Consider the following 26,571-nt stretch of genomic DNA (forward strand, 5'->3'; position numbering starts at 1 on the left):
ATCAGCGTTGCTCAGCTTTTCCCGGGCGGTCCCCACAGTGGGGCGGGATTGTCTTCCAGTCTACCGGTAGCTCTGACATCGATGGGGGTTTGCCGGTACCTGAGTCCCCATGTGCCGCCCTGAACCGGCCTCTGCCGGGTCCCGATATACGGATGGGGGCTCCAAGGGGCTCACAGCGGCACTCAGCGCTTCGAGCCGTCAACCCTTGGCTACTGGGGGGTCAGAAGGCGGTCCACCGGTGCCACGGCGGCTCTCCACACCTGTGATACGGCGCCCTGCCGACGGCACGGGCCCGCCCCTCGACGTGAGGTACGTCACCCGTACGTATCGCCGGGTCCGGAGCTCCCCGGAGCCCGCAGCGGGCCGAAACGCCGGGCCGGACCGCCCGGATTGAGCACCTTGATCATCCGTACGGTGCCGTGCCCCAGATCCTCGTTCAGGCGGGCGACCAGCGCGGGCGCGAGGTGGCGCAGCTGGGTGGCCCAGGCCGTCGAGTCGCACTGGACGACCAGCACGCGCTCGTCCTCGTCGTAGCGCTGCGGCACACAGTGCTTGGCCAGGTCCTCGCCGACGATCTGCGGCCAGCGGCCCATCACACCGCCCACCGCCGCCGGGGTCTCCCAGCCGCGCTCGGTCAGCAGCCGGTTGATCGCGGCGCCCAGCGCCATGGGATCACGCCCGTCGGCGCGCGCGCCGGAGCGCAGACCACCGCCCCGCCGCGCCTGCTTCTTCTGCCGCGCCGCGTCGCCACGCGCGCGTGCCTGCTCCTTCGCCGCGCGCAACGCCACGCGCGCGAGGTCGACACCGGAGGGCTCCGGAGCCTTCCCGGAAGCCTTCCCGGGGGCGGGTTCCCCGGGAGCTTTCCCGGGGGCGGGTTCGTCGGTGCTCATACGCGCTCCACCGTCCCGCCGGACACGGTGTACCGCGCCCCGGCCAGTACCTGCGGGACGTCGTCGTCCACGGCGGCGGTGACCAGCACCTGCTCGCCGGGCGCGACCAGCTCGGCCAGCCGCTCGCGGCGGCGCCCGTCCAGCTCGGCGAAGACGTCGTCCAGGACCAGCACCGGCTCGTTGCCCTCGGCCCGCAGCAGGTCGTAGGAGGCCAGCCGCAGGGCGAGCGCGTAGGACCACGACTCGCCGTGCGAGGCGTATCCCTTGGCCGGCAGCTGACCGAGCTTGAGGACCACGTCGTCCCGGTGCGGCCCCACGAGGGTGACCCCGCGCTCGATCTCCTGCTTGCGCGCCTCCGCGAGAGCCGCCATCAGCTGGGCGTAGAGATCCTCGCGCCCGTGGGCCTCGCCCGGCGCGGACGGCTTGTACTCCAGCGCCAGCGGCCCACCGCCCGGGGCCAGCTGCTCGTACGCCTTGTCGGCCAGCGGCTGCAGCGCGGCGATCAGGTCCAGCCGCTGCGCGAGCAGCTCGGCGCCCGCGCGCGCGAGGTGCTGGTCCCACACGTCGAGCGTGGACAGATCCATGGACCGCCCGCCGTGCCGGCGCGCCAGAGCCGCCGTCTTGAGGAGCGTGTTGCGCTGCTTGAGGACGCGCTCGTAGTCGGAACGCACACCGGCCATGCGCGGCGACCGGGCCGTGACCAGCTCGTCGAGGAACCGCCGCCGCTCCCCGGGATCTCCCTTGACCAGCGCGAGATCCTCGGGCGCGAACAGCACGGTCCGTACGATCCCCAGCACGTCCCTCGGCCTGACCTGCGAGGACCGGTTGATGCGGGCGCGGTTGGCCCGGCCGGGGTTCAGCTCCAGCTCGACCAGCTGCTGCCGGTCCCCCTGCCGGACCTGCGCCCGGATGACGGCCCGCTCGGCGCCCATGCGGACGAGAGGGGCGTCGGAGGCGACCCGGTGGCTGCCGAGGGTGGCGAGGTATCCGACCGCCTCCACCAGGTTGGTCTTGCCCTGCCCGTTGGGGCCGACGAAGGCGGTGACGCCCGGGTCGAGCGGCACCTCGGCCCGGGTGTACGAGCGGAAGTCGGCCAGCGAGAGATGCGTGACGTGCATGGTCGTTTCGCCGGCCTTCCCCAGAGTGCTGATGGGCTGTGGATCACGGGGGCGGCCTGTGGACGGGCCGGGCCCCCGTGTGGACTACGTCTTCGCTACGGCTGCTTCTTCTCCACGGCGTGGCCGCCGAACTGGTTGCGCAGCGCGGCGATCATCTTCATCTGCGGCGAGTCCTCCTGCCGGGAGGCGAACCGCGCGAACAGCGACGCGGTGATCGCCGGCAGCGGCACCGCGTTGTCGATCGCGGCCTCCACAGTCCAGCGTCCCTCACCGGAGTCCTGTGCATAACCGCGCAGGCCCTCCAGGTGCTCGTCGTCGTCCAGCGCGTTGACCGCGAGGTCGAGCAGCCAGGAGCGGATGACCGTGCCCTCCTGCCAGGACCGGAAGACCTCGCGGACGTTCTCCACGGAGTCGACCTTCTCCAGCAGCTCCCAGCCCTCGGCGTAGGCCTGCATCATCGCGTACTCGATGCCGTTGTGGACCATCTTCGCGAAGTGGCCCGCACCGACCTTGCCGGCGTGCACCGCGCCGAAGTCGCCCTCCGGCTTCAGCGCGTCGAAGACCGGCTGCACCTTGGCGACGTTCTCGGCGTCGCCGCCGTACATCAGCGCGTACCCGTTCTCCAGGCCCCAGACGCCGCCGGAGACACCGCAGTCGACGAAACCTATGCCCTTGGCCGCCAGCTCCTCGGCGTGCCTCTCGTCGTCCGTCCAGCGGGAGTTGCCGCCGTCCACGACCACGTCGCCGGGCTCCAGCAGCTCGGCGAGCTGATCGATGGTCGACTGGGTGGGCTCGCCGGCCGGGACCATCACCCAGACCACGCGCGGGCCGCTGAGCTTGCCCACAAGCTCTTCCAGGCTGTGGACATCCGCGAGGTCCGCGTTGCGGTCGTATCCGAGGACGGTGTGGCCCGCGCGGCGGATCCGCTCGCGCATGTTGCCGCCCATCTTGCCGAGGCCGACGAGACCGAGCTCCATCAGTTGTGTTCCTTAGGTCGCTGTGTGGCGGGAGAGGCACGAGGTGCCGAAGGCGAGCCTAAACCCGCCCTCGCCTGCACAGCTGTGGGCCTACGCGCTCATGCGTTAGGCCTCTGACCTGCGGCTTCTCGATACGCCGACGCGGCTGCGGGCAGTCGTGCGGCAAGCGCCCCGGCCCCGGCCGACACGGGTGCCGAGGCCGGTACCGGACAGCGCCGGGCATCCACAAGGGGCGCCCGGCACCGTGCACAGCTGTGGAAAACGATCAGCCGCTGAGCCGCACCGGCATGATCAGGTACTTGTACGCGTCGTCGGCCTCGGCGTCCACCGCCGGCTTCCCGCTGAGCAGCGCCGGCTTCGTGGACGTCGTGAACGACAGCTGGGCCACCGGCGAGTCGATCGCGCTCAGGCCGTCCAGCAGGAACGTCGGGTTGAAGGCGATCGAGATGTCGTCGCCCTCCAGCTGGGCGTCGACCCTTTCCACAGCCTGTGCGTCGTCGCTGGAGCCGGCCTCCAGGATCAGCACGCCCTGCTCGAAGCTCAGCCGCACGGGGGTGTTCCGCTCGGCCACCAGCGCCACACGCTTGACGGCCTCCACGAAGGGCGCGGTCTCGATCACGGCGACGGAGTTGAACTCGGTCGGGAACAGCGTGCGGTACTTCGGCAGGTCGCCCTCGAGCAGCCGGGTGGTCGTACGACGTCCCGCGCCCTCGAAACCGATCAGCCCCTCGCCCGCACCCGACCCGGACAGCGCCAGCGTCACGCTGTCACCGGCGCCGAGCGACTTGGCGGTGTCCAGCAGCGTCTTGGCCGGGACCAGGGCGACCGCGGAGGCGTCCGGGTTCTCCGGCTTCCACAGGAACTCGCGGACGGCGAAGCGGTAGCGGTCGGTGGAGGCCAGGGTGACCGTGTCGCCCTCGATCTCGATGCGCACGCCGGTGAGGACGGGCAGCGTGTCGTCACGGCCGGCGGCGATGGCCACCTGGGAGACGGCGGCCGCGAAGACCTCGCCGGGGACGGTGCCGGTGGCGTTCGGCATCTGCGGCAGCGCCGGGTACTCCTCCACAGGCAGGGTGTGCAGGGTGAACCGGGAGGATCCACAGACCACGGTCGCCCGTACACCGTCTGTGGAAATCTCCACCGGCCGGTTGGGGAGCGCGCGGGAGATGTCGGCGAGCAGCCGGCCGGAGACGAGGACGGTGCCGTCCTCCTCGACCTCGGCGTCCACGGAGACGCGTGCGGAGACCTCGTAGTCGAAGCTCGACAGGCTCAGCTGGCCGTCCTCGGCCTTGAGGAGGAGGCCGGCGAGGACAGGCGCCGGCGGACGGGCCGGGAGGCTGCGTGCCGCCCACGCCACTGCCTCCGCGAGTACGTCGCGTTCCACCCGGATCTTCACCGTAAGCCGCCTCCTGCTGTTGCTACTGAGTCCTCCGACTCGGTGTCACCGCCCACTGCGGAGGGCAGGACACCGGGGACCAGTCTGACGCACCGCACTGACAGTAGGTGCCTGTCGGGGTCAAGTCGCTCCGAGGGGCAGCCGGGCGCGAGACAGCGAGTTGTGCACAGGCCCCGCTTCCAAACGATTCCCGAGCTCTCTCTAGTTGGGAGTAGTAGTAGGGCCTGTGGATACCGTGGATAACCACGTTTGCCCAGCTCAGGGCCAGGATTTTGTCCACCGGGCCTGTGGGTGAAGGCGGTGGACAACCGGGGGTGTCTGTGGAGAACAGAAAGTTCTGCACACACCGCCCACAGCCTGAGGGCAGTTCTCCCCAGCTGCGTCCCCAGGTTTACCCACGTTTCCCACACCCCAATCCGGCACCTTCGTGTGACGGCTTTCACTCGACGCGGTGAGCGGGTGCGTCGCGTTGCCGAACAGTGGACAGCCATGTGGAGAAGCTGGGGATCGCTGGGGACAACCGGCGCGAGCCTGTGGGTCGCCGGTGGACAACTTCGTGCACAGCCTGTGGATCCTTTCCTTGTCCACAGTCTGTGGAGATCGTTCGTCCACGATTCCACAGGGTGCTGAGCTGGGCGAACGCTGGATGAACAGGTTCCCTGTGGACGCAGTTCGGGACAACTCGGCAGTCCCCAGTGTGTGGACGGAAGAAAGTCACCGAATCTGTGGAGAGTGGCCGTAACCCGGCAGAAAATCGAACACCCGGTGGCGGACGAGGAACGCCCTCACCGCCCGCGAGCCCCTCGCTCATGGTGCGGAAGGCGGTGCGGAGGGGGTGCGGAGGGCGGTGCGGCGTGGCGGTGGTGCGCTCGGGCGAGGGTGCTGGGGCGCTGGACCGAGGGTGCTGGGGCGCTGGGCCGAGGCCTGGGGCGCTGGGGCGGAACCGAGGGCGCTGGGCGACGTCCGCACGGCAGCGGCGGTCGTAGCCGCGGAGGCTCATCGGGACACGGGTGGCCATGCCGAAGGGCGCCCCGGGATGCGGTATCCCAGGGCGCCCTTCGGCACCGGCGCAGGACCGGCGTCAGCCGTACGGCAGCTGCACGTCAGCCGTTCTTGATCCGGTTGGTCAGCTCGGTCACCTGGTTGTAGATCGACCGCCGCTCCGCCATCAGCGCCCGGATCTTGCGGTCGGCGTGCATCACGGTCGTGTGGTCCCGCCCACCGAACTGCGCCCCGATCTTCGGCAGCGACAGATCCGTGAGCTCACGGCACAGGTACATGGCGATCTGCCGCGCGGTGACCAGCGCCCGCCCGCGCGAGGTGCCGCACAGGTCCTCCACGGTCAGCCCGAAGTAGTCCGCGGTCGCTCCCATGATCGCCGTGGCCGTGATCTCGGGAGCGCTGTCCTCGCCGCCGGGGATCAGGTCCTTCAGGACGATCTCGGTCAGGCCGAGGTCGACCGGCTGCCGGTTGAGCGAGGCGAACGCCGTCACCCGGATCAGCGCGCCCTCCAGCTCACGGATGTTCCGCGAGATCCGGGACGCGATGAACTCCAGCACCTCCGGCGGGGCGTTCAGCTGCTCCTGCACCGCCTTCTTGCGCAGAATCGCGATGCGCGTCTCCAGCTCGGGCGGCTGGACGTCGGTGATCAGACCCCACTCGAAACGGTTCCGCAGCCGGTCCTCCAGCGTGACCAGCTGCTTGGGCGGCCGGTCGGAGGAGAGCACGATCTGCTTGTTGGCGTTGTGGAGCGTGTTGAAGGTGTGGAAGAACTCCTCCTGCGTCGACTCCTTGTCCGCGAGGAACTGGATGTCGTCGACGAGCAGGATGTCCATCTCGCGGTAGCGCTTGCGGAAGCTGTCGCCCTTGCCGTCGCGGATGGAGTTGATGAACTCGTTGGTGAACTCCTCCGAGCTGACGTACCGCACGCGCGTGCCCGGGTAGAGGCTCCGCGCGTAGTGCCCGATCGCGTGCAGGAGGTGCGTCTTGCCGAGTCCCGACTCCCCGTAGATGAACAGGGGGTTGTAGGCCTTCGCCGGAGCCTCGGCGACGGCGACCGCGGCAGCGTGCGCGAACCGGTTGGAGGCGCCGATGACGAACGTGTCGAAGAGGTACTTCGGGTTCAGCCGCGCGGTCGGCTCGCCGGGACCGCTCGCCGGTGCCGGCTGTGCGGCCAGCGGACCGGGAGCACCGGTCGCGGGCAGGTCCGGGCGGCCGGGGCCGCCGCGGTGTGCCGGGCCGCCGGCCGGCGGCTGCTCGGGCAGCTCACGGCGGACGGGGTCGCGCTGGTCGTACTCGGCGCGTGACGGCTCGTACTCGGGGCGCGCGGAGTCATAGTCGGGGCGCGCGGGGTCGTAGTCCGCGCGCGGGCTGTCGTACTCGCCACGCTGCTGCTCGTACGACGGCCGGTCCCTGCCCGGCGAGCGGTAGTCCGAAGACGGCGGGCCGTAGGTGTCCGGGCCGGAGCCGTAGGGGTCCTGGGACGACGGCGAGGCGTACGGGTCGCGCTCGGGGAAGCCGAGCCGCGGCTGCTGCCAGCTGTACTCGTCCTGCGGGGGGCGCGGCCAGGCGCCGGGTTCGCGGCGCTGGTACTCGGAGGGATACGCCGGGCGCACGACGGGGAGCTGGTCGCCGCGGCCGGCGGGGGGATGGTCGGCGCGGGGCTGCTGCTCGGCCGGCGGCTGCTCGGCGGCGCGGTGGCGGCCGTAGCCCTCGTACGGCGCGGACGGCAGCTCCGGCTCCTCGTAGCGCGGCTTGGGCGGCGTCTGCTGCACCGGTGCGGCGGGGGCGGGCGGCTCGCCCGCGGAGTCGTCCACGGTGATCGCGATGCGGATGGGGCGGCCGCACTCGCGGCTCAGCGTCTCGCTGACGATCGGCGCGAGACGGCCCTCCAGTACGCCCTTCGCGAATTCGTTCGGTACGGCGAGCAGAGCGGTGTCCGCGACCAGCGCGAGCGGCTGGCAGCGCCGGATCCAGTGCTCGTCCTTCACCTCGACACCCTGCCCGCGGCCTTCGCCGAGGAGCTGCTCCAGTACGCGTGGCCACACTGCGGCAAGATCGGCAGGTACGTCAGCCACAGGGCACGCTCTCTCACAGGTCCCACGAACGTGTGATCACGGGACGGGTCGGGGGGTAGATCGGGTGGTCGGTGGGTCAAACCCGCCGGGGCGGGGGACAAAAGAACGAATCGGAGTCCAGCCACGGTAGTCAGCGCGGCGGGTGCGGTTCAAGTTGTTGTCCCCAGCCTGTGGATAGTGTCTCTCCGTGACCCTCGGTTTGACCGGATGGCGTAGCCCCGCGTACCGTAACCAGGTCGAGTTGTCGATGGCTGCTGCCGCCTGCCTCCGATGGGCACAGGTCACGTCAGGTGATCGGGAAGCGGTGCACTCGGGCGTGAAGCGAGCTACTCGTGGGCGCACGGTGACAGCCAAGACGGCACCCCGCCACTACCGATTCTTTCTGGAGCCCCCGAGTGAGCAAGCGCACCTTCCAGCCGAACAACCGTCGTCGCGCGAAGACCCACGGCTTCCGCCTCCGGATGCGTACCCGTGCCGGCCGCGCGATTCTCGCGTCCCGCCGTAGCAAGGGTCGCGCCAGCCTGTCCGCCTGATCCCGATCAGGTCATGACATCGTGCTGCCCACCGAGAACCGGCTGAGGCGGCGCGAGGACTTCGCGACCGCGGTCCGACGAGGACGCCGGGCAGGACGCCCGAGCCTCGTCGTCCACCTTCGTAGCGGTGCCACGGACCCGCACGCGCCTGGGGAGAGCGCTCCCCCGACGCGTGCGGGTTTCGTCGTGAGCAAGGCCGTGGGTGGCGCGGTCGTGCGCAACAAAGTGAAGCGCAGACTGCGCCATCTGATGCGTGACCGAGTCGCCCTCTTTCCCCCCGGTAGCCTGGTAGTCGTACGAGCGCTGCCGGGATCGGGCGACGCAGACCACGCACAGCTGGCCCGAGACCTGGATGCCGCCCTTCAGCGGCTGCTGGGAAGGGGCGCGCGATGAAGTACCCGCTGCTGGCTCTGATCAAGCTGTACCAGTGGACGATCAGTCCACTGCTGGGGCCGGTGTGCAAGTACTACCCGTCGTGCTCCCACTATGGCTACACGGCCATCGACCGGCACGGTGCGGTCAAGGGAACGGCACTCACCGCCTGGCGCATCCTCCGGTGCAATCCGTGGTCGCTGGGCGGTGTGGACCATGTTCCGCCGCGCAAGCGTCCGCGGTGGCACGAAATGCTGCGCAACGCTTGGCGCGCACGCAAGGGCGGGCCCTCCGCCGCCGAACCGGCCACCGAAGTGAAGCTTGAAAAGTCTCCTTCCGAGCTTCCTCCGAGCCCGGCCGCAGAGACCTCGTCCCATGCCCAAGGAGCATGATTAGTGGACACGATTGCCAGCCTCTTCAGTTTCATCACCTGGCCCGTCTCCTGGGTCATCGTCCAGTTCCACAAGGTGTACGGCGCGATCTTCGGCCCTAACACCGGATGGGCCTGGGGCCTGTCCATCGTGTCCCTGGTGATCCTGATCCGCATCTGCCTGATCCCGCTCTTCGTGAAGCAGATCAAGTCGACGCGCGCGATGCAGACGCTCCAGCCGGAGATGAAGAAGATCCAGGAGCGCTACAAGAACGACCGGCAGCGTCAGTCCGAAGAGATGATGAAGCTGTACAAGGAGACGGGCACCAACCCGCTCTCCTCGTGCCTTCCCATCCTGGCGCAGTCCCCGTTCTTCTTCGCCCTGTATCACGTGCTCAACGGCATCGCGACGGGCAAGACCATCGGCGTCATCAACGAGCCGCTGCTCGCCAGCGCCCGTAAGGCGCACATCTTCGGCGCTCCGCTGGCCGCGAAGTTCATGGACAGCTCGGACAAGGTCGCGGCGCTGGGCGCCTCGCTGACCGACGTCCGGGTCGTGACCGCGGTCATGATCGTCCTGATGTCGTTCTCGCAGTTCTACACGCAGCGCCAGCTGATGACGAAGAACGTCGACACGACGGTCAAGACGCCGTTCATGCAGCAGCAGAAGATGCTGATGTACGTCTTCCCGGTCATGTTCGCCGTCTTCGGTATCAACTTCCCGGTCGGTGTTCTCGTCTACTGGCTGACCACCAACGTGTGGACCATGGGCCAGCAGATGTACGTCATCCGCAACAACCCGACTCCGGGTTCCAAGGCCCAGGCCGCCTACCTGGAGCGCCTGACCAAGCACGTCACGCACCACGGCAAGGTCCGCCGCCGGAGCGAGAAGACCATCGTCAAGGCGATCGTCGCCAAGGGCCGCGACCGTAACGAGTTCGAGCGCAAGTTCATCAACGCCCTGAACAAGGCCGGTCTCGCCGCCCAGGCCGACGGCAGTGTGCTGAAGAGTGTGGCCCAGGCCGAGGCGCAGACCGCGGACGGTGGGGAGACCACCTCTGAGGCCGGCACCGCTGCCGGCGCCGCGGCGCGGCGCCAGCAGCCCAAGCGCCAGTCCAAGTCGCAGCGCCAGTCCGGTGCGCCCAAGCAGGCGGGCGGGACCACCTCGTCCACCTCGCTGGAGAAGTCCGACGAGCCCGAGGACGCCAAGCCCGCCGCTGCCCAGCAGGCCTCGAAGCCCGGCTCCGGCACCCGCAGCAAGGCCCAGTCCGGCCAGCGCAAGGGTGGCCCGCAGCGGCCCAAGTCCCCGTCCAAGAAGTAAGAAGGAGCCCATCCCGTGACGGAAGGCACCACCTCCGCCGCTGCCGAGGGTGCAGACACCCTCACCCGCCTGGAGCAGGAGGGTGAGATCGCGGCGGACTACCTGGAGGGTCTGCTGGACATCGCCGACCTCGACGGCGACATCGACATGGACGTCGAGGCCGACCGCGCCTCCGTGTCGATCATCAGCGACACCGGCGGCCGTGATCTGCAGAAGCTGGTCGGCCGGGACGGCGAGGTGCTGGAGGCGCTGCAGGAGCTGACGCGCCTGGCGGTGCACCGGGAGACCGGCGACCGCAGTCGGCTGATGCTGGACATCGCGGGTTACCGGGCGAAGAAGCGGGCCGAGCTCTCCGAGATCGGTGCGAAGGCCGCCGCCGAGGTCAAGAGCACTGGTGAGCCCGTGAAGCTCAAGCCGATGTCCCCGTTCGAGCGCAAGGTCGTGCATGACGCGGTCAAGGCCGCGGGGCTGCGCAGCGAGTCCGAGGGCGAGGAGCCGCAGCGGTTCGTCGTCGTGCTGCCCGCCTGATCGGCCCCCACGTTCCACCGGCCCCGTCTGTTGAGCAGACGGGGCCGAACTTTGTCAGCCTGGTAGTTCTGGTGGCCGGTGCGCGAAGCGCCGGCGCTGTACGGAAGGACGGTCCCCGTGACGGAGGCAGCGGAGCTTCCCCCCGCGCCCGAACAGGCGCGGGAAGTGTTTGGTGATCGCTTCGCCGATGCGGTCCGCTACGCGGAGCTGCTCGCCGAGGCGGGCGTGCAGCGCGGCCTGATCGGCCCGCGGGAAGTGCCCCGCCTGTGGGAGCGGCATCTGCTGAACTGCGCGGTGCTCTCCGAGGCCGTTCCCGAGGGAGTGACGGTCTGCGATGTCGGCTCCGGCGCCGGACTGCCCGGCATCCCGCTGGCCCTGGTCCGGGAGGACCTGAACATCACCCTGCTGGAGCCGCTACTGCGACGCACCAACTTCCTCACCGAGGTCGTGGAGCTGCTCGGCCTGAACCACGTCACGGTGGTGCGGGGTCGCGCCGAGGAGGTGCTGGGGAAGTTGCCACCGGTCCATGTGGTGACCGCCCGTGCCGTCGCCCCGCTGGACCGTCTGGCCACCTGGGGCATCCCGCTGCTGCGTCCCTACGGCGAGATGCTCGCGCTCAAGGGGGACACCGCCGAGGAGGAGCTGAAGGCCGCGGCCACGGCACTCAGCAAGCTCGGCGCGGTGGAGACATCCATCCTGCATGTGGGCGAGGGAGTGGTGGACCCGCTGTCCACGGTCGTCCGGGTCGAGGTCGGTGAGAGCCCCGGCGGTGTGCGGTTCGCGGCGAAGCGGGCGAAGGCGGCCCGTGCCGGCCGCGTCCGTCGGCGCCGCTGATACGGGGGCGCCCGTGTGGACAAGCGTGGGCGCCCCTGACCCGTCCTGACGACGAAACGTACTCCACACAAGCTGCCAAACCTACGCAGGCCGGAGTGTCGCGAAGAATCGGTCGTCGCCGCTGTGCATCGTGTTTCACGTGAAACGTCGCTCACTGCTGCACGGCATCATCAGTCGCGGCCGGGCTGCGGCCGAACCTCGCGACCGCAAGCCCCTCGGTTCCCTGGAGGAGGAGTCTGTCTCCCGGGGCGTTCCGCCCCTCCCCAGAGGCACGGAGTTGTCCACAGAGGTGGATTTCTCCACAGAACACCAGGCCTCACTGGTTCACGACCCCGAAGACATGGGAGGCTCTGTTCATTGCGAGCCTGAAGTCGAGGAGAGTGAATCCTTGCGGTCCGACGCCAACATCGCGGGACCGATGACCGATCCGGTCCCCGGTCCCCGTACCGAGTCGATGGGGGCGGATGTTTCACGTGAAACACCGCCTCCGATGGACGACACTCCCATCGGTCGTGCGGCCCAACTGGCGGTAGAGGCTCTCGGCCGCGCCGGCGAAGGTCTGCCGCGACCGGAGCAGACCCGAGTCATCGTGGTCGCCAACCAGAAGGGCGGCGTGGGCAAGACGACGACAACGGTCAACCTTGCCGCTTCGCTGGCTCTGCACGGCGGTCGTGTCCTGGTGATCGACCTCGACCCGCAGGGCAACGCGTCCACCGCCCTGGGGATCGACCACCACGCGGACGTTCCTTCGATCTACGACGTGTTGGTGGAGAGCAAGCCGCTCGCCGAGGTCGTCCAGCCGGTCCCCGACGTGGAGGGCCTCTTCTGCGCTCCGGCCACCATCGATCTGGCGGGTGCCGAGATCGAGTTGGTCTCCCTGGTAGCCCGGGAGAGCCGGCTGCAGCGCGCGATCCAGGCGTACGAACAGCCGCTGGACTACGTCCTCATCGACTGCCCGCCTTCGCTCGGTCTGTTGACGGTCAACGCGTTGGTGGCAGGCCAGGAGGTCCTCATCCCGATCCAGTGCGAGTACTACGCACTTGAGGGTCTGGGCCAGCTGCTGCGCAATGTCGACCTGGTGCGGGGGCACCTCAACCCCACGCTGCATGTGTCGACCATCCTGCTCACCATGTACGACGGCCGGACGCGTCTCGCCTCCCAGGTCGCGGAAGAGGTGCGCACCCACTTCGGCGACGAGGTGCTGCGGACGAGCATTCCCCGCTCGGTCCGTATCTCCGAGGCGCCGAGTTACGGGCAGACGGTGCTGACTTACGATCCTGGATCGAGCGGTGCCCTCTCGTATCTTGAGGCGGCCCGAGAAATCGCGCTGAAGGGCGTTGGCGTCAGCTACGACGCGAGCCAGGCCCACGTCGGCGCCCAGAACGACCCGAGCATGGTGGAGGGGATCCAGTGAGCGAGCGACGGAGGGGGCTGGGCCGAGGGCTCGGCGCACTGATCCCCGCAGCCCCGACGGAGAAGAACCCGGCACCGGGCGCGCTGGGAGGCGGAGCCTCCACTTCCCCGGCAGCGGTTCCGGTCCTGACGACCGACCGCGGGGTGGCCGCGGCAAAGGTGGCCACGCTGCCGCCTGTTTCACATGAAACCGAGGCGCCCCCGGCGAGCCCGGTCACCGAGACGCCGGCCCCTCCGGTGGGCGCGCACTTCGCCGAGATCCCTCTCGATGCGATCTCGCCCAACCCCCGCCAGCCGCGTGACATCTTCGACGAGGACGCGCTCCACGAGCTGGTCACCTCCATCAAGGAGGTCGGTCTCCTGCAGCCCGTCGTCGTACGGCAGCTGGGGCCCGCTCGCTATGAGCTGATCATGGGTGAGCGCCGCTGGCGTGCCTGCCGCGAGGCCGGCCTGGAGGCCATTCCGGCGATCGTCCGAGCCACCGAGGACGAGAAGCTCCTCCTGGACGCGCTGCTGGAGAACCTGCACCGCGCACAGCTGAACCCGCTGGAGGAGGCGGCTGCCTATGACCAGCTGCTGAAGGACTTCAACTGCACGCACGACCAGCTGGCCGACCGGATCGGGCGCTCCCGACCCCAGGTCTCCAACACCCTGCGTCTGCTGAAGCTCTCGCCGACGGTCCAGAAGCGGGTCGCCGCCGGAGTCCTCTCCGCCGGTCATGCCAGGGCCCTGCTCTCCGTGACAGACCCCGAGGAGCAGGATCGGCTTGCCCACCGGATCGTGGCCGAGGGGCTGTCCGTGCGAGCCGTCGAGGAGATCGTGACCCTCATGGGCTCGCGGCCCCAGAAGCCCCAGCGCCCCAAGGGCCCGCGTGCCGGCTCCCGGCTGTCCCCGGCACTGAACGAGCTGGCGACCCGCCTGTCGGACCGGTTCGAGACCCGGGTGAAGGTCGACCTCGGTCAGAAGAAGGGCAAGATTACTGTCGAGTTCGCCTCCGTGGACGATCTGCAGCGGATCCTGAGCACCCTCGCACCGGGCGAGCGGCCGGTGTTGCAGCAGGAGCTGCAGGAGAACGAGACGGAAGAACAGGACGACTGATCGGAAGCCAGGCGGTCCAGCCTGACTCGGTCGTACAGGGAGCGGGTCGTGTCCGGTCTGTACCGGAACACGGCTCGCTCTTTGCTTTGAGGCGGTATCGAGCGAATCACATCGTGGATACGATGCGATCGGGTATGGCACATCCACGGGGGCAGCATCTGCATCTCTGAGTGGGGAGACAGGGGCCATGCGATCGATGAGCCGCACCGGACTGGTGAGCGCGGGCCTGGGCCTTGGAGCGGTCGGCGGATTCGTCGGCAGCCTGCTCAAGGAACGGAGCGCTCTGACAGCCGCTCGTGATGCGGCGGGCGAAGGAAGCGAGGAACAGCCTTCATGGGGCGTCGGCTCGTGCCGCTCACGCTGGACAACCTTCAGGACCTTCCCTCCCGCTGTCGCTCGTGTGTCTTCTGGGAGCTGGACCCCGTCAGCGGTGAAGCGGCGATAAAGGCGGGCACCTCCGCGCTGGAGAAGGAGGCCTGGATCTCCGCTGTCCTGCTGGACTGGGGGTCGTGCGGCCGCGTGGTGTACGTCGACGACGTGCCGGTGGGGTTCGTGCTCTACGCCCCTCCTGCTTATGTCCCGCGCTCGACGGCCTTCCCCACGAGTCCCGTCTCGCCGGACGCCGTACAGCTGATCACGGCGTTCGTCATGCCCGGCTATCAGGGGCAGGGGCTGGGCCGGGTGCTGGTGCAGACGGTGGCCAAGGATCTGCTGCGCCGAGGCTTCAAGGCCATCGAGGCCTTCGGTGACGCCCGCTGGAAGGAACCCGCCTGTCTGCTGCCGGCGGACCATCTTCTGGCTGTGGGTTTCAAGACGGTGCGACAGCACCCCGCATACCCCCGGCTGCGTCTGGAACTGCGCTCGACGCTCTCCTGGAAGGAAGACGTGGAGATGGCGCTCGACAGGCTTCTCGGAGCGGTGCAGAAGGAGCCGGCGCTGCGACCGCTCTAAAGCGAATGGGCCAACCCGATCGGGTTGGCCCATTCGTGTTTCACGTGAAACGTCACTCGGCGATGAACTCTTCGAGGTCGCGCACGATCGCGGCCTTCGGCTTCGCGCCGACGATCGTCTTGGCGACCTCGCCAGCCTGGTAGACGTTCAGCGTCGGGATGGACATGACGCCGTACTTGGCGGCCGTACCCGGGTTCTCGTCGATGTTCAGCTTGACGACCTCGATCTTGTCACCGTACTCGGTGGCGATCGCCTCCAGGGACGGGGCGATCTGGCGGCACGGACCGCACCAGGCGGCCCAGAAGTCCACCAGGACGGGCTTGTCGTTCTTGAGGACGTCCTGCTCGAAGGTGTCGTCGGTCACGTTCTTCAGGTCGGCCACGGCGGGCTCCTTCACTTGATCGTGCGGTGGGGGCAGGGGGAGGGGAAGGTCAGACGGCCGCGCTCTTCTCGGGCTCCGCCTTGTCCTCGTCCGCGAGGGCGGAGAGGAAGCGCTCGGCGTCGAGAGCGGCGGAGCAGCCGGTGCCGGCCGCGGTGATCGCCTGACGGTAGGTGTGGTCGACCACGTCACCGGCGGCGAAGACACCGGTCACATTGGTGCGGGTGGACGGAGAGGCGACCTTCAGGTAGCCCTCCTCGTCCAGGTCCAGCTGGCCCTTGAACAGCTCGGTACGCGGGTCGTGGCCGATCGCGATGAACAGACCGGTCACGGGCAGCTCCGACAGCTCGCCGGTCTTGACGTTGCGCAGCTTCAGGCCGGAGAGCTTCTGCTCGCCCTGGATCTCGGCGACCTCGCTGTCCCACACGAACTTGATCTTCGGGTCGCCGAAGGCGCGCTCCTGCATCGCCTTGGAGGCGCGCAGGGTGTCCCGGCGGTGGACGATCGTCACGGACTTGGCGAAACGCGAGAGGAAGGTGGCCTCCTCCATCGCGGTGTCGCCACCGCCGATCACGGCGATGTCCTGGTCCTTGAAGAAGAACCCGTCACAGGTCGCACACCAGGAGACACCGCGCCCGGAGAGGGCGTCCTCGTTCGGCAGGCCCAGCTTGCGGTGCTGGGAGCCGGTGGTGACGATGACGGCCTTCGCCTGGTGGACCGTGCCGGCGGTGTCGGTGACGGTCTTGATCTCACCGCTCAGGTCGACCGAGACGATGTCGTCCGGGACCAGCTCGGCACCGAAGCGCTCGGCCTGGGCCCTCATGTTGTCCATGAGGTCGGGGCCCATGATGCCGTCGCGGAAGCCCGGGAAGTTCTCGACCTCGGTGGTGTTCATCAACGCGCCACCGGCGGTGACGGCGCCCTCGAACACCAGAGGCTTCAGCGATGCACGCGCGGTGTAGAGCGCCGCCGTGTAGCCTGCGGGCCCGGAGCCGATGATGATCACGTTACGGACGTCGCTCACGGCTTGTTTCCTCGTCTCTGGTCTGCGTCAGTCGACCGGTGGGAGCGCCTTTCGGAGCTCTCACCCCACCCAACGGATCCTACGGGGCGCGCATTCCCGCTGTGTCGGGGCACACGCATGCGTCGGGGCAACGGACGGAACGGTCCAGCAGACTCAGGAGCGGGGGAAGGAGTGCTTCAGCAGTACCTTGCCGGCGGTGCCGGGCTGTTGCCGGATACAGGCCTGATCGACGATGTAGGCCGTGACGTGGGCACCGTCGGGGTCGGGTACCACGACGAGATAGGCGGACTTCCCCTCGTACGTTCCGGTCTTGGCGCCCAGGACGTCGTCGCTCCGGTGGAGCGCGGCCCGGACGCAGTCCGGGACGGCGACGTCCGTCTGGAGGAGGGTGTTCGCACTCTGGGTCGAGTCGGGCGTGTTCTGCCCGGACTTGAGGCCTGGACGAGGATGCCCGCTCTCGGAACCCTGCTGTGACTTCTTGGTGGCCAGCAGATCCTTCACCTGGCTCTGGACACTCGCACCGGAGAAGGACTCGACGGAAGGCGTCGGCTTTCCGTGGGCGGTGGGGTTGCCGGTTGAGTGATCGCCGAGCGACCCCAGAACCAGCGAGCCGGCTCCTAGGACGGCCGCGGTGAGAACAGCCCCGAGGACCACGCGGGTGCGGCGCCGGCCTCGCGTACGTCCCTTGCGTCCCGGGCCGGTCGCAGCTTGCGGGCGACCCGCGGGCCGGTCCGAGGGGATCGATGTTTCACGTGAAACATGACCCTCGACGTCCCCGCCGCTCTCGTGGCCCGGTCCGGTCCCCCGGGTGACCCGGGCGTTGATCGGGCCCGGAGCGGAGGCGCTGAGCAGTGCTTCGGCGGCGAGAGCGGCATCGATCCGACCAGCCACGTCGGCCGGCATGCGCTCCGCTTCCGATACCGATCCCAGGAGTCCCCGGATCTCCTCCAGCGAGGCATGCACGTCCGCGCACAGCTCACAGGCCTCCAGATGACGCCGCACTTCTGCGCTGCGGTCCAGGGGGAGAAGGCCCTCGGTGAGGTCCGAGATCTCCGCGACGTCCGGGTGCCCGGTCGTGTCTGTCGTGGAAGTCACGCTCGCCCACCTCCGCCCTTCACTACGGCTGAATCGCTCGGTCCCGCGTCGTCGGGGCTCTGGCGCGCAGACCCCGTTGCAGGTGGGACGGATGTCCCCTCCACCCGGTTCCGTCCCGCGCCGGGTTCTTTTCCGCTTGCGAAACCCTCGGGCCGTAGATGAGCGAGCAGCGGCAGCAGCCGTGCTCTCCCCCGAGCGCACCGGCTCTTCACGGTGCCCGTCGGCACATCGAGGATGCGGGCGGCCTCGGCCACGGGATAGCCCTGCATGTCCACGAGGACCAGGGCGGCCCGCTGGTCGTGCGGGAGGGTGCCGAGCGCTTCGAAAAGCTGGCGCTGCACATCGCTGCGCTCGGCCGGAGCCGAGGCCGACTCGTGCGGCTCCAGCAGGTGCTCCAGCCGCTCGGTGTCGTCGACCGGTGAGGTCTTTCGTGAAGCCGCCTTGCGGGCGCGGTCCAGGCAGGCGTTCACCGTGATCCGGTGCAACCACGTCGTGACAGCCGACTGGCCCCGGAAGGTATGGGCGGCCCGGTAGGCCGACACCAGGGCGTCCTGGACCGCGTCGGCGGCCTCCTCGCGCTCCCCCAGCGTGCGCAGAGCGACCGCCCAGAGTCGATCCCGGTGCCGCCGAACGATCTCACCGAAGGCGTCGGGATCACCTTTCACATGGCGGGCGAGCAGCTCCTTGTCGCTCACTCCGTCGTATCCGGCGCCCTCCGCCATCTGCCCCCTCCGGTCCGGGTGAGACGTCAGCCCGTGAACTTCACTTCGCCGATTGCCTGCTTCCAGCCGGCGCTGGCGTACAGGGTGGAGTCGTACCCCGAGTTCGGCACGGCCGTCAGCCAGACGAGAACGTACTGCGTCTTGACCGACTTGGTGACGTTCACCGTAGCGGTGGTGCCCCTGGTCGTGGCGGTGCCGATCTTCGTCAAGGAATCCAGCGACGCCGGCGCCAGCGAGTCCGCAGCGTACAGCTCGACCGTCGTGTGGTCGCCGTCGTAGCGCAGGTCGAGGGTGGCGGTGCTGAGCTTCTTCGCCGAGCCGAGGTCGTACACGATGCCGACGCCCGGCTTGTACGGCGCGAACGCCGGACCCTGGTCGAAGCTCTTGGTCTTCCAGTACGTCGACGGGTTGCCGTCGTAGGTCTTGGGTTCGGCGCCGGCGTTCTGCGTGGGGCCTTCGGCGGCGAACTCCTGGCTGTTCTGGATCTTTATGGGTTGCGGCTTCGGCTTCGTGGCGCCCTTGTCACCGTCGTCCGTCGTCTGGTTCTTCTTGGTGTCGTCGGACTTGCCGCTCTGGTCCATCAGGGCGTCCGCCAGCTGCCAGCTGCCCAGGCCGAGGGCGGCGATGAGGAGGGCCGACACGGCCCACTTCAGGGCCTTGCCGGTGCGGCTCTGCAGCGGGGGCGGCGGGGGCGCGATCGGCTGGGTGGCGCCCAGGGGCGCCGGGCGGCCGTAGGTGCCCTGCTGGTAGGTCGTGCGCTGGTACTCGGGCGGGGCCGTGAACGCCGGCTCCGGCGGGCGGATGCGCGGCATCTCGCCGATCGCCTTCACCAGCTCTTCCGGCGTGGTGCACGGAGACTCGTGGCGGGAGGCGGTGGCCCCGTCGTTGGCGAGTGCGCGCATGGCCAGTTCCGACAGGCCCCGGTGGATACCGGCCCGCACCTGGTCCGGTGCGATCAGGCCCACGCCCTTGGGGAGGCCAGACAGACCGTACGCATCGCTCTCGTACGGCCAGCGCTGGGTCAGCGCGGCGTACAGCAGGGCTCCGATCGCCTCGGTGTCCGTGCGCTGCGGGGTGTCGGAGCTGACGCCGCGCAGCGCGGCGTTCACGGCGAGGCCCCGGATACGCCACTGGCCGGTGGAGGCGCGCAGCACGGCGTTCGGGTTCAGCCGCAGATGGGCGAGGCCCTCGCGATGCGCGGCGGCCATGGCGGAGGCGACCTGACTGACCATCTGGTAGGCGTCGTGCGGCTCCAACGGGCCGGTCGTGAGGAGCGTGGTCAGCTCGGTGGCGTCGGGCAGCCACTCGTGCACGACGTAGACGAGGTCGTTCTCCTCGACGGCGTCCAGGACCTGGACGAAGCGCGGGTCGCCGAGCAGCGCCGACGAACGGGAGGCCGCCAGGACGGAACGGGCCCGCGCGTGGTCCGCGGGAAGTACGTGCACGCCGACGGCACGACGGAGTTTCTCGTCGACCGCACGCCAACTGCTGAATCCGTCCAGACGGGTGACGCACTCCTCCAACCGGTAGCGTCTGGCGAGCTTGTGACCGCTGTGCAGTTCGGGAGGCGACGCCTTCTTTCCGGGGCCCTCGGTCCCGCCGCCCCCCTGTGCCTCGTCGCTGTCCGTGTCCCGCTCCGGGTTCTTGGCCACCCCGTCGGCCGTGGACTGGTCCGCCTTGGCGGTCAGCGGCTGCTCACCGCTGTTGTCTGCCACGTCGACGGCAGCCGTGCTCCGTTCCGCCACCGTCGTCCCTGCCTCCCCATCCGTTGCACGCTGTCCGACGCCGAAACCAATTGTGCCCACAGTCTGCCGCTATGCACGACACACGGCGGCGGACGATGGTTGTGCACCTACCCCCGCCTCAGCGGCCCAGACGTCCGCGGACCATGCCCACGAGCGAGTTCAGTTCCTCGATCCGCATCCGGCGTGCGGCGACGAAGAAGACGCCGAGCAGGACGGCACCGCCGGCGATCAGCGCGGCGAAGGACCCGATGACACCCTGCCCGAGAGTGTGCCCGATGCCGTAGCAGGCCGCGCCGCTGAGCAGGGCCGCAGGCACGGAGGCGATGCACAGACGCGCGTACGTCCGCAGCACCCGGGCACCGTCCAGATCGCCACCCAGCCGCTTGCGCAGCCGTCGCCAGGCGACGCCCACACCGATCGCGTAGGCGAGGCCGTATGCGGCGGCCATGCCGGCGACCGCCCAGCGGGGCGGCAGCAGGAAGTAGCAGAGCGCCGACGCGCCCGCGTTCACCACGGCGACGATGACGGTGTTGTAGAAGGGGGTGCGGGTGTCCTCGTACGCGTAGAACGCGCGCAGGACGACGTACTGCACCGAGTACGGGATCAGGCCGAGGCCGAAGGCCATCAGCATGTAGCCCATGTTGGTGGCCTCGCCGGTGCCCGAGGAACCGAAGATCAGCGTGCACATCGGGATGCCGAGCGCGAGGAACCCGAAGGCGATCGGGACGATGGCGACAGCCGTGGTCCGCAGGCCCTGGGAGATGTCGTCGCGCACCGCGCCGCCGTCACCCTCGGCGGCCGAGCGCGAGATGCGCGGCAGCAGAGCGGCCATCAGCGACACCGTGATGATGGCCTGCGGCAGGCCCCAGATCAGCTGTGCGTTGGCGTAGGCGGCGAAACCGGTGCCGGCGACGCCGGCGTCCTTGCCGGCCGCCGTGGACAGCTGGGTGACGATCATGGCGCCGGCCTGGTTGGCGAGCACGAACAGGACCGTCCACTTGGCGAGCATCGCGGCCTTGCCCAGGCCGTGGCCCCTCCAGTCGAACCGCAGCCGGATCCGGAAGCCCGTCTCGCGCAGGTAGGGGATCATCGCCAGGGCCTGGACGACCAGGCCCAGCAGCACCCCGACGCCGAGCAGGCGCTGTCCCTCCGCCGGGATGTTCGTGACCGTCATGTGGGAGTTCGCGGCGGAGCCGTAGACCCAGATGAACATGCCGAGCGTCACGATGATGACGATGTTGTTCAGGACCGGCGTCCACATCATCGCGCCGAACTTCCCGCGCGCGTTGAGGATCTGGCCCATCACCACATGGATGCCCATGAAGAAGATCGAGGGCAGGAAGTAGCGGGTGAAGGTGACCGCCACGTCGTTGGCCGCGGGGTTGGTGGCGACCGGGTTGGACAGCATGCGCACCAGCAGCGGTGCCGCGAACATCGCCAGACCGGTCAGCGCGGCCAGGGCCACCATCACCAGGGTCAGCAGACGGTTGGCGAAGGCCTCGCCACCGTCGTCGTCCTCCTTCATCGCCCGTACCAGCTGCGGTACGAAGACGGAGTTGAGGCCACCGCCGACGGTGAGGATGTAGATCATCGTCGGCAGCTGGTAGGCGACCTGGAAGGAGTCTCCGAGGAAGCCGAGGCCGAGCGCCGAGACGATCAGTGCCGAGCGGACGAAACCGGTGAGGCGGGAGACCATCGTGCCCGCCGCCATCACGGCACTGGACTTCAGCAGCCCGGCGGCCTTGCCGCCCTTCTTCGCGGCCGCGGCGGGAGCCGCGGTGGCCGTGGAAGCCAGGGGAGCCGCTGCCGCCACGGGTGCCGCGTCCTGGTGCGGACCGGCGGGGCCGGGGGCCTGGGCCGGGGCGGGTACGGGCGGCTGCGCGGGGTTCACCGGGGCGGCCGGGTAGGACGCCTCGGGGTAGGGGTTGCCCTGCTGGGCGCCCTGGCCGTGCGCTGCCGGCTGCGGGCCGACGGGGCCGTACCCGGCGCCCGGAGCGGTGACCGGTGCGGAGAAGCCCGGGGGGCCCGTGGGCGCCTGTCCGCCGCCGCTGTGCTGCTGGTCCTTGAAGAGGTGCGCGAAGGCGTCCGGCTCGTGGTACTCCTCGCCCGAGTGGGTGACCAGGTCGTCGACGCCCACGAACTGGGTCGTGCGCGGATCGTCGCCGTAGGGCATGTGCGGGGCCGCACGGTCCGGCTCCGGCGCCGGCGTCTGCGCCCATACCCGCGGGTCGGGCGCGTACGGCGACTGGGCGGGCGGGCCGTACAGCGGCTGCTGCTGGTCATAGCTGCCCGGCGGGGGCGGCGGGTGGGCGGCGCGGTCGTAGAGCGCCTCGGCGACCGGGTCCTGGGCAGCCAGGTCGTGCGCCCGGAAGGGGTCCTGGTCGTAGGCGTCCTGGAGGTACATGTCCGCCGCTTGCTGCGGGGGTACCTGACCCGGCTCGGGCGGCGTCCCGGGGTAGCCCGAGCCGGCCGCGGCCTGGCCGCGATCACCGTCATACGGCGCGTTCATGCTTACCCCACCTCATCGTCCCTGGCTCACCGGCCACGACATCGCTCAACGGTCCACTCTCTCACCCGTCCCGGACGGGTCGGTGCTTTCCGGTGCGGTGTCCGGCGCAGGGTCACTCGGGTGCTCCGGGTCGTCTGCCCCGCCCAAGGACCCGGATTCCTCCGGCTTCTGCGGGAGACGATCCGCCGGCGCGTCGGGGTTCCCGGGGTCGTCGGCGGGCTCCTCCGCCGTGCTGGGGCCGTCCTCCTCCGCCTGGCGGGCCGCGGCGCGCTTGCGCTGGGTGTACATCCGGAAGCCGGCGAGGACGAGGAGGAGCACACCGCCGCCGATGACCAGCATCACGGTGGGCGTGATCTCGGTGACCTTCACGTCGAAGCTGACGGCGTCGCCGTACTTCACGCCGTCCTCGGTGTACAGCTGGGCGACCACCGTGACGCGGCCGTTCGCATTGGCCGAGGTGGTGAACTTCACGGACTGGCTGTGCCCGCCGGAGATCTCCACCCGCTGCTCGGAGTAGGCCTTCCCGCCGATCTTCAAGCGGGTCGGCATGTTCGAGGTGAGACGCAGGACCAGATGCCCGACGGGCTGCACCAGGTTGTTCTGGACGGTCACGGGGATGGTGGCGCTGCGGCCGGAGAGCTTGGTCTCCGACTTCTGGATCAGCTTGACCTGGTCGCTCAGGTGGTCGAGCCAGCCCTCGACGCCGTTCCGGAAGCTCTCCGCCTCCGCGGCCCTGCCCTGCCACGACGTGGCCATCTCACGGTTTATGGCCCGCCCGAAAGGGGTCACGACGCGGGACTGGTGGGAGAGGATCACCTGGAAGCTGTCGAGCTTGTCCTGGGTGCGCGCGACCTGCTCGAAGGCCGCCCGCGGCAGCTCCCGCGAGCGCAGCGAAGAGGGGTAGGCGGATTCCGACGGGATGCGCGTGGTGGCATTCGCGTCGGGCTTGTCCTTGGCCGCCGTGCCGAGGTCCTGGGACTGGGACCAGTTCCCGCCCTGGAGTGCCTTGAGCGCCGCCGCCATCGCCTGGGCCTGGCTCGCTGTGGGCATGCGCTGCGGGGTGACGACGATGCTGCGCTGCTTGTCCGTCTGCGCGTTCAGCTCGAGGCTCTGGGCCAGGAACGCCTGCACGGCGAGGGTGGCGGAATCCGCCTTCGTCAGATCCCCCTCGAAGGCCGTGGACAGCCGGGCGTCGGCGACCACCGCGGTGGTGCCACCGCCGACCGGGCGGGCGGCGGAAGGCGTGTACGACAGCCCGGCCGTCTCCCGGAGGCTGTCGCTGCGGGCGAGCACGCGGTCGGCCCCGGCGGACGTCGCGACCTTCATGATCGCCGGGTCCACGGCACCCTCCACCGGCCAGGCGAAGTCGGTGCTCGGCGTGACGTGGAGCACGGTGTTCACGGTGATGGCGGCGACGTCGGTGGCGTCCTTGAGGTGGCTGAGCGAGCCGGTGACGCTGGTGCCGTTGTGCGCGAGGGACGCCAGGTCCGGATCACCGAAGGGGAGCGCGACGACCTCCTTGCCCGCCACCGCCTTCTGCAGGTTCGCCAGCCACTGCTTGGCGATCGCCTGGTGATCGCGCGGGCCGGGCGTGGTGGTGTCCCCGTCGCCCGGCAGCCGGTAGTTTCCGGTCGCCATGGCGTCCACCGAGGCCAGCAGATCCGGGTCGATCACCCAGGTGACGTCGAGGTCCTTGCCCAGGTTCACCATCTGGGCCAGCCGGCCGCCGGGCGCCAGCTCCTTGGCCAGGTCGTCGTTGAGGAACACAGGCGTCTGCAGCTCGCCGGCGCCCGTCTTGGCCGTCATATGGACTGTCGAGAGCAGCGGCCACAGGAACGTCGTCCTGGTCTTGGTGCCGGCCTCGGACGGCTGCCACGGCAGGAACGTCCGCTGGGCGCCGAGCACCTTGTCCCAGGGCTGCGCGGCGGTCTGGCCGGAGAGCAGGACACCGAACTCGTAGACACCGTCGTCGCCGAGGTCGAGCTTGTTCACGGGGACCGAGATGCTGAAGTGCTCCGCGACACCTGGGGACAGCTTGGCGAACTTCTCCTCGTACTTGCCGCCGACCTCGGAGCCGCTGCCGCCTTGCACCTCGTCGGGGTGCTGGGCGACGGCGTCGATCGCCGAGCGGGTGTTCAGCAGGGGTCCCACCCGCAGGCCCACGTGGGCGCCGGTGACCGTCTGCTTGCCGTTGTTGGTCACCGTGCCCGACACGGTCAGCGTGTCCCCGTCCGTGGGGGCGTTCGGGGTGAGCGCGTCCAAGGAGACGGACACGGTGTCGGAGGAGGCGGCCTGGGCGGGCGCCGCGGCGGGCAGCTGCAGCAGCCCGGCCAGCAGGGGCGCCCCCGCGAGCAGCGCGCCGGTGCGCCGCAGCCACCGGCGGGCAGGTGAGGCACTGGTCCCCTGGAAGTCTGCCGCCTCGGCCACGCGCTCGCCCGTCCCTCGTCGTCGTCAGTGGTCGTCGGAATGTGCGTCCACGCATGGTAACGATGCGCGCTGAGGGGAAGTGCCGCGGTCTCCTTCACAAGATCGAAGAACTCCCGTGGCCCGTCCCCTATATCCAGTATCGAGGGCAGAGCTCCCGAACGTCGCGAGAGCCGTGCTTGCGGTGGGTATGCCGGGAGCCGATCGCAGCCCCTGTCGGAGCTGTCCCGGGAGGAAATGGAGGGCGCCCCTGGTCGCCGGGGCACGTACCCTCTTCTGTTGTGCCGAACCCCAACGAAGACACTCCCTCCGCCCTGAGCCAGGCGCAGCAGCGCGCGGTCGCCGAGCTGCTGCGGGTGGCGCCCGTCGCCGACGATCTCGCCCGCCGATTCCAGGAGGCCGGCTTCTCGCTCGCCCTGGTCGGCGGGTCGGTGCGCGATGCGCTGCTCGGCAGGCTCGGCAACGACCTGGACTTCACGACCGACGCCCGCCCCGAGGACGTACTGAAGATCGTCCGTCCCTGGGCGGACGCGGTCTGGGAGGTCGGCATCGCCTTCGGCACCGTCGGCGCGCACAAGGGTGGCTACCAGATCGAGGTCACCACCTACCGGTCGGAGGCCTACGACCGCACCTCGCGCAAGCCCGAGGTGTCGTACGGCGACTCCATCGAGGAGGATCTGGTTCGCCGGGACTTCACGGTCAACGCGATGGCCGTCGCGCTGCCCGAGAAGGAGTTCATCGACCCGCACGGCGGCCTGGAGGATCTCGCGGTCCGGGTGCTGCGGACGCCGGGTACACCGGAGGAGTCCTTCTCGGACGATCCCCTGCGGATGATGCGGGCCGCGCGGTTCGCCGCCCAGCTGGACTTCACGGTCGCCCCCGAGGTCGTCACCGCGATGACCGAGATGGCCGGACGTCTTGAGATCGTCTCCGCCGAGCGGGTCCGGGACGAGCTGAACAAGCTGATCCTCTCCGCGTACCCGCGCAAGGGACTGTCCCTGCTCGTGGACACGGGGCTGGCGGCCCATGTGCTGCCGGAGCTGCCGGCGCTGCGCCTGGAGCGGGACGAGCACCACCGGCACAAGGACGTCTACGACCACACACTGATCGTCCTGGAGCAGGCGATCGCCCTGGAGCAGGACGGTCCCGATCTCACCCTCCGGCTGGCCGCACTGCTGCACGACATCGGCAAACCGCGCACGCGCCGCTTCGAGAAGGACGGCCGGGTCTCGTTCCACCACCACGAGGTGGTCGGCGCGAAGATGACCAAGAAGCGCATGCTCGCCTTGAAGTACTCCAACGAGCTGGTGAAGGACGTCTCCCGGCTGGTCGAACTTCATCTGCGTTTCCACGGCTACGGCACCGGAGAGTGGACGGACTCGGCGGTGCGGCGTTACGTCCGTGATGCGGGCCCGCTGCTGGACCGCCTGCACAAGCTGACCCGCTCGGACTGCACCACCCGCAACAAGCGGAAGGCAGCCGCGCTGTCCCGGGCCTACGACGGCCTGGAGGAGCGCATCGCCCAGCTGCAGGAGCAGGAGGAGCTGGACGCCATCCGCCCGGATCTCGACGGCAACCAGATCATGGAGATCCTGGGTGTCGGTCCCGGCCCTGTCATCGGCAAGGCGTACAAGCACCTGCTGGAGCTGCGTCTGGAGAACGGTCCGATGGAGTACGACGCGGCTGTGACGGCCCTCAAGGACTGGTGGGCCGAGCAGAGCTGATCTCTGATCGGCTGGGCTCGGCGATGTTTCACGTGAAACAGCCCGCCCGGACGTCGAGCAACCGAAAGGGG

Annotated in this window: 22 protein-coding genes; 10 read left to right on the forward strand and 12 right to left on the reverse strand. The window is 69.5% G+C overall.

Annotated features, from left to right (window positions below; genetic code table 11):
• Nucleotides 1-314 precede the first annotated feature (314 nt).
• The 5 genes from IO33_RS0113795 to dnaA all read right to left on the reverse strand — a co-directional run bounded on the left by IO33_RS0113795 (nucleotide 315) and on the right by dnaA (nucleotide 7,458).
• Nucleotides 315-890 (reverse strand): DciA family protein, encoded by a 576-nt coding sequence (locus IO33_RS0113795; protein ID WP_031164319.1) that lies wholly within the window; start codon nucleotides 888-890, stop codon nucleotides 315-317.
• On the reverse strand, nucleotides 887-2,008 hold the full coding sequence (gene recF, locus IO33_RS0113800; protein ID WP_031164321.1) for a DNA replication/repair protein RecF: 1,122 nt from the start codon (nucleotides 2,006-2,008) through the stop codon (nucleotides 887-889). Before recF ends, IO33_RS0113795 begins: the two co-directional genes overlap by 4 nt.
• Before the next feature lie 95 nt (nucleotides 2,009-2,103).
• The gene (gene gnd, locus IO33_RS0113805; protein ID WP_031164323.1) at nucleotides 2,104-2,985 is read right to left on the reverse strand and encodes a phosphogluconate dehydrogenase (NAD(+)-dependent, decarboxylating); all 882 of its coding nucleotides are present in this window, start codon (nucleotides 2,983-2,985) and stop codon (nucleotides 2,104-2,106) included.
• Nucleotides 2,986-3,250: 265 nt separating this feature from the next.
• Complete coding sequence (gene dnaN / locus IO33_RS0113810) at nucleotides 3,251-4,381, reverse strand: DNA polymerase III subunit beta (RefSeq protein ID WP_031164326.1); 1,131 nt, start codon at nucleotides 4,379-4,381, stop codon at nucleotides 3,251-3,253.
• A gap of 1,103 nt (nucleotides 4,382-5,484) precedes the next feature.
• Nucleotides 5,485-7,458, reverse strand: coding sequence for a chromosomal replication initiator protein DnaA (gene dnaA / locus IO33_RS0113815; protein ID WP_031164328.1), 1,974 nt, complete (start codon nucleotides 7,456-7,458; stop codon nucleotides 5,485-5,487).
• A 395-nt stretch (nucleotides 7,459-7,853) separates the two neighbouring features.
• Here dnaA and rpmH point away from each other — a divergent pair, with 395 nt between their 5' ends.
• The 9 genes from rpmH to IO33_RS0113855 all read left to right on the forward strand — a co-directional run bounded on the left by rpmH (nucleotide 7,854) and on the right by IO33_RS0113855 (nucleotide 14,878).
• Nucleotides 7,854-7,991, forward strand: coding sequence for a 50S ribosomal protein L34 (gene rpmH / locus IO33_RS47250; protein ID WP_006348049.1), 138 nt, complete (start codon nucleotides 7,854-7,856; stop codon nucleotides 7,989-7,991).
• Nucleotides 7,992-8,012: 21 nt separating this feature from the next.
• Nucleotides 8,013-8,384 carry a ribonuclease P protein component gene (gene rnpA, locus IO33_RS47255; protein ID WP_078963609.1) on the forward strand — a complete coding sequence of 124 codons (372 nt, stop codon included), beginning with the start codon at nucleotides 8,013-8,015 and terminating at the stop codon, nucleotides 8,382-8,384.
• Nucleotides 8,381-8,755, forward strand: coding sequence for a membrane protein insertion efficiency factor YidD (gene yidD / locus IO33_RS0113825; protein WP_031164332.1), 375 nt, complete (start codon nucleotides 8,381-8,383; stop codon nucleotides 8,753-8,755). The genes rnpA and yidD overlap by 4 nt, the downstream gene beginning before the upstream one ends.
• Nucleotides 8,756-8,758: 3 nt before the next feature.
• Nucleotides 8,759-10,054: a membrane protein insertase YidC gene (gene yidC, locus IO33_RS0113830; RefSeq protein ID WP_031164334.1), complete on the forward strand. Its 1,296-nt coding sequence runs from the start codon at nucleotides 8,759-8,761 to the stop codon at nucleotides 10,052-10,054.
• A 15-nt stretch (nucleotides 10,055-10,069) separates the two neighbouring features.
• The gene (locus IO33_RS0113835; protein ID WP_031164336.1) at nucleotides 10,070-10,582 is read left to right on the forward strand and encodes a Jag family protein; all 513 of its coding nucleotides are present in this window, start codon (nucleotides 10,070-10,072) and stop codon (nucleotides 10,580-10,582) included.
• 117 nt (nucleotides 10,583-10,699) lie between these two features.
• Nucleotides 10,700-11,416 carry a 16S rRNA (guanine(527)-N(7))-methyltransferase RsmG gene (rsmG, locus tag IO33_RS0113840; protein WP_031164338.1) on the forward strand — a complete coding sequence of 239 codons (717 nt, stop codon included), beginning with the start codon at nucleotides 10,700-10,702 and terminating at the stop codon, nucleotides 11,414-11,416.
• Between the two features lie 340 nt (nucleotides 11,417-11,756).
• Nucleotides 11,757-12,830, forward strand: a complete 1,074-nt coding sequence (locus IO33_RS0113845) for a ParA family protein (protein WP_078963636.1) — start codon at nucleotides 11,757-11,759, stop codon at nucleotides 12,828-12,830.
• Complete coding sequence (locus IO33_RS0113850) at nucleotides 12,827-13,927, forward strand: ParB/RepB/Spo0J family partition protein (RefSeq protein WP_031164342.1); 1,101 nt, start codon at nucleotides 12,827-12,829, stop codon at nucleotides 13,925-13,927. The genes IO33_RS0113845 and IO33_RS0113850 overlap by 4 nt, the downstream gene beginning before the upstream one ends.
• 333 nt (nucleotides 13,928-14,260) lie before the next feature.
• Nucleotides 14,261-14,878, forward strand: a complete 618-nt coding sequence (locus tag IO33_RS0113855) for a GNAT family N-acetyltransferase (protein ID WP_031164343.1) — start codon at nucleotides 14,261-14,263, stop codon at nucleotides 14,876-14,878.
• Between the two features lie 52 nt (nucleotides 14,879-14,930).
• Here IO33_RS0113855 and trxA read toward each other — a convergent pair whose 3' ends face one another.
• The 7 genes from trxA to IO33_RS0113890 form a co-directional block, all read right to left on the reverse strand.
• Nucleotides 14,931-15,260 (reverse strand): thioredoxin, encoded by a 330-nt coding sequence (gene trxA, locus IO33_RS0113860; protein ID WP_031164345.1) that lies wholly within the window; start codon nucleotides 15,258-15,260, stop codon nucleotides 14,931-14,933.
• Nucleotides 15,261-15,309: 49 nt separating this feature from the next.
• Nucleotides 15,310-16,281, reverse strand: coding sequence for a thioredoxin-disulfide reductase (gene trxB / locus IO33_RS0113865; protein WP_031164347.1), 972 nt, complete (start codon nucleotides 16,279-16,281; stop codon nucleotides 15,310-15,312).
• 153 nt (nucleotides 16,282-16,434) lie between these two features.
• Complete coding sequence (locus IO33_RS0113870; RefSeq protein ID WP_031164349.1) at nucleotides 16,435-17,376, reverse strand: anti-sigma factor family protein; 942 nt, start codon at nucleotides 17,374-17,376, stop codon at nucleotides 16,435-16,437.
• Nucleotides 17,373-18,098, reverse strand: coding sequence for an RNA polymerase sigma factor SigM (gene sigM / locus IO33_RS0113875; RefSeq protein WP_031164351.1), 726 nt, complete (start codon nucleotides 18,096-18,098; stop codon nucleotides 17,373-17,375). Before sigM ends, IO33_RS0113870 begins: the two co-directional genes overlap by 4 nt.
• A gap of 26 nt (nucleotides 18,099-18,124) precedes the next feature.
• A complete protein-coding gene (locus tag IO33_RS0113880) occupies nucleotides 18,125-19,843 on the reverse strand; it encodes a protein kinase family protein (protein ID WP_031164354.1) in 1,719 nt (572 codons plus the stop codon).
• Nucleotides 19,844-19,961: 118 nt separating this feature from the next.
• Nucleotides 19,962-22,352: a murein biosynthesis integral membrane protein MurJ gene (gene murJ / locus IO33_RS0113885; protein WP_031164356.1), complete on the reverse strand. Its 2,391-nt coding sequence runs from the start codon at nucleotides 22,350-22,352 to the stop codon at nucleotides 19,962-19,964.
• Between the two features lie 45 nt (nucleotides 22,353-22,397).
• Nucleotides 22,398-24,779 carry a DUF6049 family protein gene (locus IO33_RS0113890; protein WP_031164358.1) on the reverse strand — a complete coding sequence of 794 codons (2,382 nt, stop codon included), beginning with the start codon at nucleotides 24,777-24,779 and terminating at the stop codon, nucleotides 22,398-22,400.
• Between the two features lie 278 nt (nucleotides 24,780-25,057).
• On the opposite strand from IO33_RS0113890, the gene IO33_RS0113895 reads away from it, so the two are divergent.
• The gene (locus tag IO33_RS0113895; RefSeq protein ID WP_031164360.1) at nucleotides 25,058-26,500 is read left to right on the forward strand and encodes a CCA tRNA nucleotidyltransferase; all 1,443 of its coding nucleotides are present in this window, start codon (nucleotides 25,058-25,060) and stop codon (nucleotides 26,498-26,500) included.
• Nucleotides 26,501-26,571 lie beyond the last annotated feature (71 nt).

This window comes from Streptomyces durhamensis (genome assembly GCF_000725475.1).
Lineage (GTDB): Bacteria > Actinomycetota > Actinomycetes > Streptomycetales > Streptomycetaceae > Streptomyces > Streptomyces filipinensis.

Bases quoted from the DNA above. Each gene is read 5' to 3' on its own strand.
- IO33_RS0113795 (WP_031164319.1), bottom strand. From the start codon at position 890: ATGAGCACCGACGAACCCGCCCCCGGGAAAGCTCCCGGGGAACCCGCC.
- recF (WP_031164321.1), bottom strand. From the start codon at position 2,008: ATGCACGTCACGCATCTCTCGCTGGCCGACTTCCGCTCGTACACCCGG.
- gnd (WP_031164323.1), bottom strand. From the start codon at position 2,985: ATGGAGCTCGGTCTCGTCGGCCTCGGCAAGATGGGCGGCAACATGCGC.
- yidD (WP_031164332.1), top strand. From the start codon at position 8,381: ATGAAGTACCCGCTGCTGGCTCTGATCAAGCTGTACCAGTGGACGATC.
- IO33_RS0113845 (WP_078963636.1), top strand. From the start codon at position 11,757: ATGGGAGGCTCTGTTCATTGCGAGCCTGAAGTCGAGGAGAGTGAATCC.
- IO33_RS0113855 (WP_031164343.1), top strand. From the start codon at position 14,261: ATGGGGCGTCGGCTCGTGCCGCTCACGCTGGACAACCTTCAGGACCTT.
- sigM (WP_031164351.1), bottom strand. From the start codon at position 18,098: ATGGCGGAGGGCGCCGGATACGACGGAGTGAGCGACAAGGAGCTGCTC.
- murJ (WP_031164356.1), bottom strand. From the start codon at position 22,352: ATGAACGCGCCGTATGACGGTGATCGCGGCCAGGCCGCGGCCGGCTCG.